The organism is Flavobacterium sp. YO12 (assembly GCF_004119495.1).
GTDB lineage: Bacteria > Bacteroidota > Bacteroidia > Flavobacteriales > Flavobacteriaceae > Flavobacterium.
Genome location: NZ_NRQU01000010.1, coordinates 1 through 14487, shown reverse-complemented (window position 1 = coordinate 14487; position 14487 = coordinate 1). Strand labels below are relative to the sequence as shown.

At 31.6% G+C, this 14487-nt stretch carries 11 protein-coding genes; 9 read left to right on the top strand and 2 right to left on the bottom strand.

Translation table 11 applies throughout. From position 1 onward, the window contains the following. Window positions 1-78 precede the first annotated feature (78 nt). Window positions 79-648 (top strand): Crp/Fnr family transcriptional regulator, encoded by a 570-nt coding sequence (locus BOW55_RS04785; protein ID WP_241686475.1) that lies wholly within the window; start codon window positions 79-81, stop codon window positions 646-648. Window positions 649-711: 63 nt separating this feature from the next. After that, window positions 712-1452 carry an SDR family oxidoreductase gene (locus BOW55_RS04780; protein ID WP_129023205.1) on the top strand — a complete coding sequence of 247 codons (741 nt, stop codon included), beginning with the start codon at window positions 712-714 and terminating at the stop codon, window positions 1450-1452. 44 nt (window positions 1453-1496) lie between these two features. Here the strand turns inward: BOW55_RS04780 and BOW55_RS04775 are convergent, their stop codons facing one another. Next, a complete protein-coding gene (locus tag BOW55_RS04775; protein WP_129023204.1) occupies window positions 1497-2156 on the bottom strand; it encodes a ribonuclease HII in 660 nt (219 codons plus the stop codon). A 699-nt stretch (window positions 2157-2855) separates the two neighbouring features. Between BOW55_RS04775 and BOW55_RS04770 the strand changes: the two genes are divergently transcribed. The 7 genes from BOW55_RS04770 to BOW55_RS21235 all read left to right on the top strand — a co-directional run bounded on the left by BOW55_RS04770 (window position 2856) and on the right by BOW55_RS21235 (window position 13377). Next, window positions 2856-5999 (top strand): TonB-dependent receptor, encoded by a 3144-nt coding sequence (locus BOW55_RS04770; RefSeq protein ID WP_129023203.1) that lies wholly within the window; start codon window positions 2856-2858, stop codon window positions 5997-5999. An 11-nt stretch (window positions 6000-6010) separates the two neighbouring features. Then, the gene (locus BOW55_RS04765) at window positions 6011-7486 is read left to right on the top strand and encodes a RagB/SusD family nutrient uptake outer membrane protein (RefSeq protein WP_129023202.1); all 1476 of its coding nucleotides are present in this window, start codon (window positions 6011-6013) and stop codon (window positions 7484-7486) included. A 278-nt stretch (window positions 7487-7764) separates the two neighbouring features. After that, on the top strand, window positions 7765-9732 hold the full coding sequence (locus BOW55_RS04760; protein WP_129023201.1) for a putative porin: 1968 nt from the start codon (window positions 7765-7767) through the stop codon (window positions 9730-9732). A 47-nt stretch (window positions 9733-9779) separates the two neighbouring features. Then, the gene (locus BOW55_RS04755; protein ID WP_089053860.1) at window positions 9780-11141 is read left to right on the top strand and encodes a pyridoxal-phosphate dependent enzyme; all 1362 of its coding nucleotides are present in this window, start codon (window positions 9780-9782) and stop codon (window positions 11139-11141) included. Window positions 11142-11224: 83 nt separating this feature from the next. After that, the gene (locus BOW55_RS04750) at window positions 11225-11707 is read left to right on the top strand and encodes a 3'-5' exonuclease (RefSeq protein ID WP_129023200.1); all 483 of its coding nucleotides are present in this window, start codon (window positions 11225-11227) and stop codon (window positions 11705-11707) included. 75 nt (window positions 11708-11782) lie between these two features. Further along, a complete protein-coding gene (locus BOW55_RS04745; RefSeq protein ID WP_129023199.1) occupies window positions 11783-13051 on the top strand; it encodes a DUF2851 family protein in 1269 nt (422 codons plus the stop codon). Between the two features lie 98 nt (window positions 13052-13149). Then, entirely contained in the window at window positions 13150-13377 is a 228-nt protein-coding gene (locus tag BOW55_RS21235; RefSeq protein ID WP_007810860.1) for a PspC family transcriptional regulator, read from the top strand. A gap of 79 nt (window positions 13378-13456) precedes the next feature. Here the strand turns inward: BOW55_RS21235 and BOW55_RS04735 are convergent. After that, on the bottom strand, window positions 13457-14487 hold a 1031-nt coding region (locus BOW55_RS04735; RefSeq protein WP_129023198.1), incomplete at its 5' end, for an APC family permease.

Here is a 14487-nt window from a genome sequence, read left to right as displayed (position 1 = left end):
TATTTAGTTTATACCTATTGAATATAATTGCTTTTATAGAAATTATATTCAACGGGTTTTTCTGTTTTAGGTATGGATATGATCGATAAAAAAGCAATATTAAATAGTTTAACACTTCCTGAAAAAGAGCTGGAGGAATTATCGAATATCTGTGAGCATAAAATAATTGATAAGGGAGATTGTTTTATTGTGGCAGGTCAAATTCCGCGTAAGATGGCTTTTGTTTTAAAAGGATTGTTTCGATATGTTTATACTAATGAAAATGGCAATGAGTTTACAAAAAGTATCATTTCCGAAAACAACTTCATAAGTTCCTACTCAGCAATGATTCATAATAGTATTTCTCATTTTTCTGTAGAAGTTTTAGAAAAGGCAGAAATTTTAGAAATTGATTATTTTAGATGGCTGGAAATGAAAGAGAAAAACTCTTTTTGGAGTATTTTTTTACTTCAAATATTAGAAAAAGCTTTTTGTGTTAAAGAGAAACGAGAGCGAGAATTACTGCTTTTAGATGCAGAAAAACGATATGAAATTTTTGTTGCCGAGTTTCCAAATTTAGAAAGTAGAGTTTCGCAGCAAATTATAGCTTCATATTTGGGTATTCAACCTGAATCACTTAGTAGAATTAGAAGAAAATTTAAGACTTAACATAGATCAATGCATAGTTTTGCGACGATGGGTATTTTTGATGCTTAATTTAAATATTGAGTTATGAAAATCACGAATAGTACTATCGTTATTACTGGAGGAAGTTCAGGTATAGGATTTGAAATGTGTAAGCAGTTTTTAAAACAAGGTAATACAGTAATTACGTGTTCACGTTCTGTTGAAAAACTCAAAGAAGCTCAAAGAATACTGCCCGATCTAATTGTTTACCCTTGTAATATTGCAAATGAGCATGAATGTGAAGTGTTTGCAAAATGGATTGAGGCTTCTTACCCTCAGATAAATATCTTGATTAATAACGCTGCGATTGTTCATAGAACAGCTTTTATAGAAGATGATTTGATTTTGCAAAAAATGAATGATGAAATTTCAACCAATTTTGAAGCTCCAGTTCGTTTGATAAAATTGTTGTATCCTATTCTGATCAAAAATAAAAATTCGAAAGTTATAAATATTACTACTGGTTTGGTGTATGTACCAAGAGGCGTTTATACTTTCTATAATGCCGTAAAATCAGCCTTACACTCCTTTACCCAAGTCTTGAGGTATCAGCTTAAAAATGAACCAATACAGATTATTGAGGTGTTATTTCCAGTTGTAAATACACCTTGGCATAATGGTAAACCTCCTAAAATTGCTATATCTTCAGAAAAGGCTGTTGGAGAAATGTTTAAAGGACTTGATAAGAACAAATTAGAAATAAGAATTTCGAAGGTAAAATTATTATATGTGCTTTTTAGAATTGCTCCACATTTTGCATTCAAAAAAATAAATAGTTTAAGCTGATTTTTTATTGTAAAATCAAAAGACGCTAATTTTTGCTTTATGATTTAGAATTCTAGAGCTAATTGATCAGGTAAAAGTCTGAAACTCATTCGGTGATATTTTGTTGTTCCGTATTTTCTAATTGCTTCTCGATGCTCTTTGGTTGGGTATCCTTTATTTTTTTTCCAGTTATACATTGGAAATTCTTCGTGAATTTGATCCATGTATTCATCTCGATAGGTTTTTGCTAATACTGATGCCGCTGCAATGCTTAGAAATTTGGCATCACCTTTTACAATACTCGTATTTGGGATAGATTTCAGCAATTCTATTTCAGCAGAAGAAAACTGTTTTCCAATAGTATTTTTTAATCCTAGTTTTGCATTTAAGGCACGGTTACCGTCTACAATAATATATTCAGGAACTTGACTTAATTTTAAGATACATTCCTGCATTCCCTTCATTGATGCATTTAATATGTTTATTTCATCAATCTCATCAGGAAATAAATGTGTTACAGAAAAACAAAGCGATTGCTCTTCGATAATTGGTTTTAAAAGTGCACGTGTTTTTTCAGACAATTGTTTACTGTCATTTAAAATCGTATTCTCAAAATCTTTTGGAAGAATTATAGCCGCTGCCGTAACAGGTCCTGCTAGACAACCACGTCCTGCTTCATCTGTTCCTGTCTCTAATGAAAATCCTGAATAATTAAGCTGCAGCATCTAGTTCTTTTTTTGAAGTGCAAATATTGTAATTTTTTTTCAAAATTTATTAAAAAGGCAAATTGATCAATAATGGTAGAAAGTATGTTTTTTTGCAAACTTATATTTAAGTAGATAAGGTATAGTTCTATAAAATAATTCTAAACACAAATCGTGTTTTGTATCAAGATTTCGATTTGCCTTTGATGTATGTTTTTTAATATTGTTAAAATTGCAGGTTATTTTCGTTTCAGTTAAGATATATTCTAAGTTGTAATCGAAGCATCTAAATTTTATTCTTTTTTCTCAGCTGTATTTATTATGTTAAAATAAATTAAAAATTATTGAGTTGAAAGTGGGGCATTTTTTGGGCTATCAATTGTAAATAATGAACTTAAATAACTAGTTAAGTGTGGAAATGTGCCTTTTTGCTATTTTTTTTGTTAGGATAATTGTTACATTTTAAACAAAATGCACTCCGTTTTAAGGGTTTTGTTACAGTTATAAATGTTAATATTGTGTTAAAATTATAAAATTAGATATATTCTAGATACAGCTGTATTGTTATATATAATAGGGTTTTAGCTAAAAAATGTTGATTTACTGCGTTTTACTGTTAATGCGCTATTAAAGTAATGTTGGTGTTCTGTTAAAAAGACTCTTGTTATTTTAAGAAATAATTAAGATGTTTGTCGCATACTAATTCAAATATATACCAAAATGAAATTAAAATTACAATGGATCTATTCGCTATTGATAGCGCTTTCTATTCAGTTTTCTTATGCTCAAGAGAGGACTGTTACAGGTATCGTTTCAGGTGATACAGGAGTTATTCCAGGGGTTAATGTTATTGTTAAAGGCACAAAAGTTAGTACGCAAACAGATTTTGATGGAGGTTTCTCTATTAAAGCTAAAACTGGTGATGTACTTCTTTTTTCTTATGTTGGGATGGATCAGGTTACAGCTGTGGTAGGACCTTCTTCAACAGTAAGTGTTAAAATGAAAGATTCAGGAAAATCTTTGGACGAAGTTGTTGTTGTTGCCTATGGTAAAGCAAAGAAAAGTTCTTATACAGGTTCTGCTGCTTCGATCAAAGCAGAAGATTTTGAAAATAGAGCAGTAACAAACGTTTTATCTACAATTGAAGGAGCTACTTCAGGTGTTCAAATTCAAAGTGCGTCTGGACAACCAGGTGCTGCTCCAGCAATTAGAATCCGTGGTTTTAGTTCTATCAATGGATCAAATACTCCACTTTATGTTGTAGATGGAGTTCCATTTGCAGGAGATATTAGTACTTTGAATTCTGCTGATATTGAAAGCTTAACAGTTTTAAAAGATGCATCTTCAACGTCTCTTTATGGATCGAAAGCGGCTAATGGTGTAATTATTATTACTACTAAAACAGGTAAATCATCAAAAGATAAGTTTTCACTAAATGTAAGTCAAGGTTTAACTTCAAGATTGATTAAAGAATACGATAGAGTTAATGTTTATGATTACTACCCTTTAGAGTGGGAAGCAATTAGAAACAGTCGTCCAATGGGAACACCTGCTCAGATAGATGCAGCTAACACATATGCATCTGGTAGAGTTCCAATCGAATTGGTTACAAACCCATTTAATGTTCCAAACGGACAAATCGTTGGTACAGATGGTAAATTAAATCCAAATGCTAAACTTTTATATCCAGATGATTTAGATTGGACAAAAGAATTAGAGAGAGCTGGTACAAGACAAAATGCTGACTTTTCGTACCAAGGAAAAAGTGATAAATCAAACTATTTCGCTTCTTTGGGATATCTTAATGAAGAAGGATATGTTCAAAAATCTGATTACGAGAGAATTTCTGCTCGTTTGAATCTTAACACTGCTTTGAAAGAGTGGTTCAAAACTGGTATTAATTTAACTGGTACTACTACAGATTCTAATATGGCAGTAAACGGAGTTGATAATACAAGCTCTTTTAATAACCCGTTTAGAGCAACTAGATATATGGGGCCTATTTACCCTGTTTATGACCATGCACCAAACGGAGATTATTTGTTAAATCCTGTTACTGGGGATAAAATCTACTCAACTCGTAGAGGTGCTGGTGCAGCACCAGGCAGAAATATTGTTTATGAAACACTAAACAATACTGATAATCAAAAAGGAACGGCTTTATCAGCAAGAACTTATGTTGAATTTAAGTTCTTGAAAGATTTTAAATTTACTGCAAACGCAGCATTGGATAAGACTTACTTAAACAGAACATATACATATAACACAGAAATTGGAGACGGTGCACCTACAGGATTGATAGCTAAAGAGAACAGGATTATGACTGGTGTTACTTATAACCAGTTATTAAATTATGACAAGAAAATTGGTGATCATACAATCTCAGTTTTAGCAGGACACGAAAGTTTCGACTACGAAAGAGAATGGTTGTCTGGTACTAAAACAGGTCAGGTTTTTCCAGATAATCCAGAATTTATTAATTATGCGACAGTAACTGACCTAACATCTTATACAAGAAATTATGGTACAGAGTCTTATTTGTCAAGAGTAGGATATGACTATAAAGATAAATATATCCTTTCAGGATCATTTAGAAGAGACGGTTCTTCTAAATTTGCAAATGATAACCGTTGGGGGAATTTTTGGTCAGTTGGAGGTGCTTGGGTACTTTCAAGAGAAAGCTTCTTAGAAAATAGCGGATGGATCAATGAGTTAAAATTAAGAGCTTCTTTAGGAGAGGTTGGTAATGATTCTCATTTAAGTTTTGATGATTTAAGTTATTATGCAAGCTTATCAACATTTAGTTTAGGATATGATAATCAGAGTGAAGGTGGTGCTATTGCAAGCTCTGCTGGGAACCCAAATTTGAAATGGGAAAAAAATACTCAAAAAGATATTGCTGTTGAATTTGGATTGTTTAAAAACAGACTTAGAGGTAGTGTTGAGTATTACAACAGAAGCACAGATGGTTTAATATTTTCAGTACCAAATCCATTATCTTCAGGGCTTGATAACAGAATCGAAAATATTGGTTCTATGTTTAACAGAGGTTTCGAAGTTTCTTTAGATGGAGTTGTTGTTAAAACAAATGACTTTTCATGGGGATTGAATATAAATGCATCTACAATTCATAATGAAATTACTAGTTTGCCTCAAAAAGAGATTATTAATGGAACTAAGAAATTAATGGTTGGGCAGTCTATGTACGACTATTGGTTGAGAGCTTGGTATGGTGTAGATTCAGCTGATGGATATGCTTTATACGTATCAGATCCAACTTTAATTGTTGCAGGAGATGCGACACAAAGAGTTGTTAATGGCGTTAATGTAACAACAGATCCAAATAAAGCGTTGTACCATTATGCTGATTCAGCAATTCCAGATTTGTTTGGTAGTTTTGGGACTAACTTTGAATATAAAGGTTTAAGATTGGAAGTTTTATTTGCTTATCAAATAGGTGGAAAAATGTATGATTCTAATTATGCAGCACTTATGCATACTGGAAACAATTATGGATCTGCTTTAAGTGTAGATGCTCTTAACAGATGGCAAAAACCAGGTGATATTACTGATGTTCCAAGAATGGACGTTAGTAGAAATACTCAATCAACTGCAGCTTCTGACAGATGGTTAATAGGTTCTGATTATTTATCTTTAAGACAAGTTAATTTATCTTACAAGATGCCTTCAGAGTTAATCACTAAATTAGGAGTGGATAATGCTACCTTGTATGTAAATGGTGAAAATTTATTATTATTCACTAAACGTCAAGGGATGGATCCAAGTCAAACTTTTAATGGAACAACTCAAAATAGATACATGCCATCTAGAGCTATTACATTAGGGTTAAACTTAAACTTTTAAAAAAAAACATTATGAAATCAAATTATATAAAACAGATATTTTTCGCAATATCGTTATTGGTACTCTCTTCATGTTCAGACGATTTTTTAGATAAAAAGCCTACGGAATATGTTACTTATGAGGATATTACTAAAACGACAGACGATTTAATGACGCTTTTAAATGGTATACACAGATCATTGTATATTAGATATGAAAGTAATCAGAATGAGAACGGTTTAGGAGGAATGATGCAGCAAGTTGATATTGCTGGAGATGATGTGGTTTTTCCTGCTACTAATGGATGGTTTTTGCAAGTTTACAACTGGAATGGTGTCGCAAACGAGAATGCTCAAGATGTTAGATTTCCGTACCGTACTTATTATAGAATAATTAGAAATGCAAACACTATCCTTGGTGCAGTAGATACAACAATAGGCCCAGATGCTGATAAAAAGGTTTTAAAAGGTCAAGCTTTATTGTATAGAGCATTTTGTCACTATCAATTGGTTCAATTGTTTGGAAAAAGATATGTTAATGGAGTTGATAACTCGCAATTGGGAGTGCCGTTAGTTTTAGTAGTTGGTAATGAGGGTTTTGCTCGTTCAACTGTTGAACAAGTTTACACACAAATCAATAAAGATCTAGATGAAGCAAATACTTTATTAGTAGGTTATACAAAACCAAATAATTCTCATTTAGGTTTAAGTGTAGCACAAGGTTTAAAAGCTAGAGTTGCATTAACTCAAGGAAATTGGGCTATTGCTGCAGATTATGCTGCTAAAGCTAAAACAGGTATTGCATTAATGAATGCTGAAGAATATGTAAAAGGGTTTAATGACTACGCTGGTAAAGAATGGATGTGGGGAAGCCATATTAATGAAGTTCAAACAGATTATTTTGGTAATTTTGGAGCTTACATGTCTAGAAATTACAATTCAACAGTTATTCGTACATGTCCAAAGGCAATTAATAGTAAACTTTATAATTTGATTCCTACAACGGATGTACGTTCAAAGTTATTTGATAAAACGGGAGTGCATGCTTCGCTGAATCTTCCAAGCTCTTTTACTAAATACCCTTACACAAGTCAAAAATTCTTATCTGTAAGTACTGGTGATAGTAGATGTGATGTTCCTTATATGCGTGTTGCTGAGATGTACCTTATCGAAGCAGAGGCAAAAGCAAGATTAGGGCAAGCTGATGCAGCTGCTGTATTATTTGCTCTAGTAAAAACAAGAGATACTGGATATACTTTGTCTACAAAAACAGGACAAGCTTTAGTTGATGAAATCTGGTTTCAAAGAAGAATTGAATTATGGGGAGAAGGTTTTAGATTTTATGACTTAAAGAGAACAAATTCTCCTCTTGATAGATCTGGAGCTAATCATAATTCAACGATCACAAACAACGTAATCAATGTTCCTGCAACAGATAAAAGATGGCAATGGTTGATCCCTAGAGCAGAGATCAATGCAAATCCACTAGTTAAGCAGAACGAACTATAATAAATTGTAAATTTAGTTTAATGGGATTTCTAATTTTTGAAAGATTTAAAAACTAGTAGAAAATTAAAGTAATCGTCCACATTAAGTTTATTTTACAGAAACAATAAATATTTTGATTTTCTTGAAAACCCCGTTTACGTTTGTAAACGGGGTTTTCATTTTAGAAGCGGTTATAAAAATGCGGCTATACTAACATTTTGTTTTTTTCGTTTATACGTTTTTATCTTTTACCTTTGTTCGACAAATTTTGCCGAAATAATTTTATATAACATTATCAAATGAGAATATTCATTTTTCTATATCTATTAATTATACCAACCTTATTGTTTTCTCAAGAAAAGACTACTTCAAAAAGTAGTTTAGATATGAATTCAAAATATTCAAGTATAACAGACACTGTTAAAAAGACGAAGGCGAAAATTGCTAAAATAGATCAATACCAGATTATTACTCTAGAGCATGATACTACTTATGTAGATACATCATTAACAATAAAAAGCGCATACAAACAAAATCATCTTCGAAAAGATCTTTTTGGACTGTTGGAATTTTCAAATATTGGACAGCCTTTAAATGTTTTGCAATACAGTTTAACTAGTTTTTCTCCTTATCCAGAGATTGGCTTTTCGGCAATGCACTATAATTATTTGCAGGCAGATGATATTAGATACTATTCGGCAGCGACCCCTGTAACAGAGTTGTTTTTTAATACAACAATTAATAAAGGACAAAATGTAGACTCGTTTATTACTCTAAATACCTCAAAAAACCTTAATTTCTCTATTGCGTATAGAGGATTACGTTCAGAAGGAGATTATATAAATCAGTTAGTAAGTTCAGGAAATTTTAGATTTACTACAAGTTATGCAACAACAGATAGAAGATATGCTTTAAATGCACACTTTACTTTTCAAGATAATTCAAACGAAGAAAATGGAGGTATTACCACACCAGAGGATTTTGAAAGTGATAATCCAGATTTTAAAAATCGTCAGCGATTACAAGTTTACCTGACAGATGCAAAATCTTTTTTGAAAGGGAAAAGGTTGTTTTTTGACCATGCCTTCAGAGTGAATCCAAAGAACGGAAATAATAATTTATATATAAATCATCAGTTTAACTTCGAAAATAAATTTTTCGAATACAACCAGCCTACTGTTCTTTCGACTGTTGATGGACAGCAAGTGCAGCGTTTTGGAGCTTCATATACCACAAGTGGTATAAATGATCAAACTCATTTTGAAAGATTGTACAATAAAGTTGGATTGGCTTATGAAAATTCTCTCTTAGGAAAGTTTAATTTTTTTGTAGACGATTACAGATCAAATTACAAATACGATCGAATTTTAGTTGATAAATCAGGAGGAGTGATTCCTGATAATTTGTTTCTTCAGATCAATAATGTAGGTGGGCAATATGAATATCAAAAGAATAAATGGAATGGCCGTTTTTTATATACAAGATCTATCACTAACCAGTCACTTTCTGATCTTGACGCAAAATTACGATATAATTTAAATGAGAAAATCCAGTTCGATTTTAAATATAGAAACGTAAATAAACTGCCAAACAATAATTACAATTTATATCAAAGCAGTTATGTACAATACAACTGGTCGAATGATTTTAAAAACGAAAAAATCAATACGCTTGGAGCCAGCGTATATACACCTTGGTTAAATGCCGAGGTTCAGTATACAGTTTTAAATGATCATTTGTATTTTAAAGATGTTTCAACTCCAGCTCAAGTATTAGCCCAAACACAAATTATAAATCCAGAGCAGTACGGAAACGCTATTAATTATTTAGAAATAAAAGCAAGCAAAGAATTTAAATTTGGGAAATTTGCATTAGATAATACTCTTCTGTATCAGAAAGTAGATCAATCTGATTTAATTTTAAATGTACCTGATTTTGTAACAAGAAACACATTCTATTATTCAAATCACTTTTTTAAGAAAGCATTATTTGCACAAGCAGGTGTTGTTTTTAATTATTTTACAAAATATTATGGTAATGGATATAATCCAGTTGTTGGAGAGTTTTTTGTTCAAAACAGTAAAGAGATTGGAAATTATCCACTTTTTGATCTTTTTATAAACGCAAGAATTCGTCAGACGCGTTTTTATCTAAAAGCAGAACATATAAATGCTCTTTTCGCAAAAAGCGATTATTATTCGGCGCCTAACAATCCTTATCGTGATTTTGTATTGCGATTTGGTTTAGTTTGGAATTTCTTCCAATAAAACAATAAAATTTATTTTAAAATACCACATATTAAAACTTAAACAAAATGGACTTTTCAAAAAATATTTTAGAAACAATTGGTAATACACCATTAGTAAAACTCAACAAGATTGTTGCTGAAATTGATGCATTAGTATTGGCAAAAGTCGAGACCTTTAATCCAGGAAATTCTGTAAAAGACAGAATGGCTGTAAAAATGATTGAAGATGCAGAGGCAGATGGACGCTTAAAACCAGGCGGAACTATTATTGAAGGTACTTCTGGTAATACAGGAATGGGGTTAGCACTTGTTGCAATTATTAAAGGATATAAATTAATCTGTGTAATATCAGACAAACAGTCTAAAGAAAAAATGGATATTCTTCGTGCTGTAGGTGCAAAAGTTGTAGTTTGTCCTACAGATGTTGAGCCTACAGATCCTCGTTCGTACTATTCAGTTTCTAAACGTTTAGCCGAAGAAACACCAAATTCTTGGTATGTAAATCAATACGATAATTTATCAAATTCATTAGCACATTATGAGCAGACCGGACCTGAAATTTGGAAGCAAACCGAAGGTAAAATCACTCATTTTGTTGTGGGAGTAGGAACAGGAGGAACAATTTCTGGAGTAGGGAAATATTTAAAAGAACAAAATCCAAATATTAAAATTTGGGGAATTGATACTTATGGTTCTGTTTTTAAAAAATACCACGAAACTGGAATTTTTGATGAAAACGAAATTTACTCTTATATAACAGAGGGAATTGGGGAGGATATTTTACCTAAAAATGTTGACTTTTCTTTGATCGATGGATTTACAAAGGTGACTGATAAAGATGCAGCAGTTTATACTAGAAAGATTGCACTAGAAGAAGCAATTTTTGTTGGAAATTCAGCTGGAGCCTGTATAAAAGGCTTGCTGCAGTTAAAAGAACATTTTAAACCAGATGATGTTGTAGTTGTCTTATTTCATGATTCAGGAAGTCGTTATGTAGGTAAAATGTTTAATGATGATTGGATGCGTGAGCGTGGATTCTTAGAAGAAAATGTTACCAAAGCTGAAGATGTTATTAAAGATCATATCGATAAAGAATTGATCGTTGTTCGTACAGAAGAGCTGGTTTCTCATGCTATTGAGCGTATGCGTAAATATAAAATTTCGCAGATTCCAGTAGTTGATATAAATGGTTTTGTAGGTTCTGTTGATGAAACAGATTTGTTTAGAAGTTATGTTGCAGATAAAAATGTAGCTGAAAAACCGATAAAAGATGTCATGGGGAAACCATTTCCAATCGTAAAATTAGGAACTCCAATCGAAGAAGTTTCTAAGCTTTTTACAAAAGAAAATGATGCAGTTTTGATTGATCTAGGAAATGGAAATCATCATATCATCACTAAATATGACATTATTGGATCTATTAAATAGAACAAAGTAATACTTTTATAAATCCATAAATCTGCTTTCTAAAGATAGATTTATGGATTTTTTTATCCTATAAAATTTTTAGAATGAACTTTACTGCAATTGATTTTGAAACAGCAACAGGTTATCATCCATGTTCTGTTGGAATTGTTACTGTCGAAAATGGAATTATTGTAGATGAATTTGTCACTTTAATAAAACCGCCAAATAACGAGTATAATCCATTTACTATTCGAGTACATGGTATTTATCCAAAAGATACAGTCAATTCAAAATCATTTTTACAGATTTATCCAGAGATCGAAAAAAGATTAAAAAATAGAGTAGTTGTGGCTCATAACGAAAGTTTTGATCGCAATGTTTTGGTGAAGTCAATGTTGCTTTACGGATTAAACTATGAAGATTTAAATATAGCTTCTAAGTGGGAATGTACCGTTAAGATTTATAAAGCAAAAGGTTTGAAGCCAACAAAACTGAGCGATTGCTGCAGAGAAATGAAAATACAACTTAATCATCATGAGGCGCTGTCTGATGCGCGTGCTTGTGCAAAACTATATCTACTTCGATAAAAAAAAACTTATTTTTGTAAGAATAATAGTAAAAAATGTTTATTTTTAGTTTTTATTTCAATTAAAAACCTAAAAATGAAAGAAGACTTTCTTCATTATCTCTGGAAATTCAAAAAGTTTGATACTCTAAATTTAAAAACAGTTCAAGGTGAATTGGTTACGATTATTAAAACTGGCGACTATTTGCAACTTTCGGGGCCTGATTTTTTTAATGCTCATATTAAAATTGGAGATCAAAAATGGGCTGGAAACGTTGAAATTCATCTAAAATCATCAGACTGGTATTTACATAATCATGAGAATGATTCAGCCTATGAAAATGTTATTCTGCACGTTGTTTGGGAGAATGATACTGCCATTTTTAGAAAAAATAATACTGAAATACCAGTTTTAGTCATTAAAGATTATGTGAAAGCAGAAGTACTTGCAAATTATCAAAACTTGTTTTCCACTAAAACTTGGATTCCGTGCGAAAAGCAAATAAGTGAAATTGATGAGTTTGTTTTAAAAAATTGGCAGGAAAGGTTGTTTTTTGAGCGATTAGAGCGTAAATCAGAACTTGTTTGTAAACTTTTAGACGAATTTAATCAAGATTGGGAAGCTGTTTTATTCTGCTTACTAGCTAAGAATTTTGGATTAAATACAAATGGTTCTTCTTTCTTGCAAATAGCCAAATCAATTCCTTTTTCGATTATTAGGAAAGAAAGTTTCGAGGCAGAAAATTTAGAAGCACTATTTTTTGGAACAGCCAATTTATTAAATGAAGAGAAAGAAGACGAGTATTTTAAAGATTTAAAATTTAGATTTTTTTACCTCTTACATAAATACCAATTAGAGAGATCTTATATTGACCCTCTTCAATTTTTTAAGCACAGACCAGACAATTTTCCGACAATCAGACTGTCGCAGTTGGCTAAATTATATTATAAACAGCAGAACTTATTTTCGAAGATTATTAGATTAAAATCAGTAAAAAATGTTTACGAAACCCTGAGTGTTTCCACTAGTCCTTATTGGAAAAAACATTTTCAGTTTGATAAAGAAAGCCCAAGCAAAGAAAAAATATTATCAAAGTCATTTCTTGATTTGGTAATCATTAATACTATTATTCCAATTCAGTTTGCTTATTCAAGAATGATTGGAGAATCTATTTCTGAAGATTTAATTAGTTTTATGGACGAAATCTCTCCAGAAAAGAACTCAATAATAGAAAAGTTTACCTCTTTTGGTATTAAATCAATAAATGCGTTCGAAACACAAACTTTATTAGAGCTTAAGAATGAGTATTGTAATAAAAAAGCTTGCTTGAAATGTGCTGTTGGAATGGAGCTTTTGAAAAAATAATAGGATATATTAAGTAATTAGAAAATGAGTAATTAGATAATTTGTATTTTTGTAATCAAGAATCATCCTGATATAATTAGGATAAAAAAAAACTAACAATGTCGGCTATCTTAAAATTAAAATTTTTTTTCGAAAAATATGGCTTTCACGTATCATCAAGACTAGCAGACAAACTAGGGATGCGTGTAACAAGTGTGAGGCTGTTTTTTATTTACATCTCTTTTGTTACGGCAGGTTTGGGTTTTGGGGTTTATTTAACTTTAGCTTTTTGGATTCGATTAAAGGATTTAATACGAGCCAAAAGAACTTCAGTTTTTGATTTGTAACTTATAATAGGCATAAAAAAAAGGATCTTAAAGTGGTAAAACTCTAAGATCCTTTTTTTGTTTGTTTATATAGCCAAAATTATTTTTCTGGATTATTTAATTTACTGTTTTTCTTACCATACATAAAGTATATTAAGACACCTAAAGCCATCCAAATAACAAGTCGTGCCCAGCTTTCGTTTGGTAAAGAATACATTAAAGCTAAACAAATTAGGATTCCTGCAATAGGTACAAAAGGAACTAAAGGAGTTCTAAATGATCTAGGTGCATCAGGCATTTTATAACGCATTACCATAACTCCAATACATACTAGAACAAACGCTAACAGAGTTCCAATACTTACCATATGTCCTAAGTCACTTACAGGAACTAGTCCAGCAAATAAACTTACGAATATTAAAAAGAAAACATTAGTTTTCCAAGGTGTACGGAATTTTGAATGTATTTCACTAAAGAATGGAGGTAATAAACCGTCTTTACTCATAGTATAAAACACACGGCTTTGTCCCATAAGCATTACCAGAATTACCGAAGTGTATCCTGCTAAAATGGCAATGATTAAACCTGTTTGTAAAAAATCATATCCTGTAACAGCAAATGCAGTAGCAGCAGGTTTTGCATCTCCAGCAAATTTGTAGTAAGGTACAAGTCCAGTCATTACGTGAGCAAATAACACATATAATATTGTGCAGATTACTAAAGATCCTAAGATACCAATAGGCATTCCTTTTTGCGGGTTTTTAGCTTCTTGTGCGGCAGTTGATACAGCATCAAAACCAATAAAAGCAAAAAATACAGTTGCTGCACCAGTTGCAATTCCTGACCATCCAAACTCTCCAAAAACTCCTGTGTTTTTAGGGATATATGGAGTGTAATTGCTAGTATCAATAAATTTCCATCCTAAAACAATAAAAACGATAACTACAGCCACTTTTACAACAACTAATACATTGTTGATAGTTGCAGACTCTTTTGTTCCTTTAATTAATAATAATGAAAGCAATGAAACAATGAATATAGCGGGTAAGTTTACGATTCCACCTTCAATTACAGTACCATTACTAAGTGTTAAAGTTTCCCATGGAGAACAAATCAAGTCCGGAGGAAGAT

What these genes read in the sequence shown, in the direction of transcription:
- BOW55_RS04785 (WP_241686475.1), top strand. Translation starts at nt 79, where the DNA reads ATGATCGATAAAAAAGCAATATTAAATAGTTTAACACTTCCTGAAAAA.
- BOW55_RS04780 (WP_129023205.1), top strand. Translation starts at nt 712, where the DNA reads ATGAAAATCACGAATAGTACTATCGTTATTACTGGAGGAAGTTCAGGT.
- BOW55_RS04775 (WP_129023204.1), bottom strand. Translation starts at nt 2,156, where the DNA reads ATGCTGCAGCTTAATTATTCAGGATTTTCATTAGAGACAGGAACAGAT.
- BOW55_RS04770 (WP_129023203.1), top strand. Translation starts at nt 2,856, where the DNA reads ATGAAATTAAAATTACAATGGATCTATTCGCTATTGATAGCGCTTTCT.
- BOW55_RS04765 (WP_129023202.1), top strand. Translation starts at nt 6,011, where the DNA reads ATGAAATCAAATTATATAAAACAGATATTTTTCGCAATATCGTTATTG.
- BOW55_RS04760 (WP_129023201.1), top strand. Translation starts at nt 7,765, where the DNA reads ATGAGAATATTCATTTTTCTATATCTATTAATTATACCAACCTTATTG.
- BOW55_RS04755 (WP_089053860.1), top strand. Translation starts at nt 9,780, where the DNA reads ATGGACTTTTCAAAAAATATTTTAGAAACAATTGGTAATACACCATTA.
- BOW55_RS04750 (WP_129023200.1), top strand. Translation starts at nt 11,225, where the DNA reads ATGAACTTTACTGCAATTGATTTTGAAACAGCAACAGGTTATCATCCA.
- BOW55_RS04745 (WP_129023199.1), top strand. Translation starts at nt 11,783, where the DNA reads ATGAAAGAAGACTTTCTTCATTATCTCTGGAAATTCAAAAAGTTTGAT.
- BOW55_RS21235 (WP_007810860.1), top strand. Translation starts at nt 13,150, where the DNA reads ATGTCGGCTATCTTAAAATTAAAATTTTTTTTCGAAAAATATGGCTTT.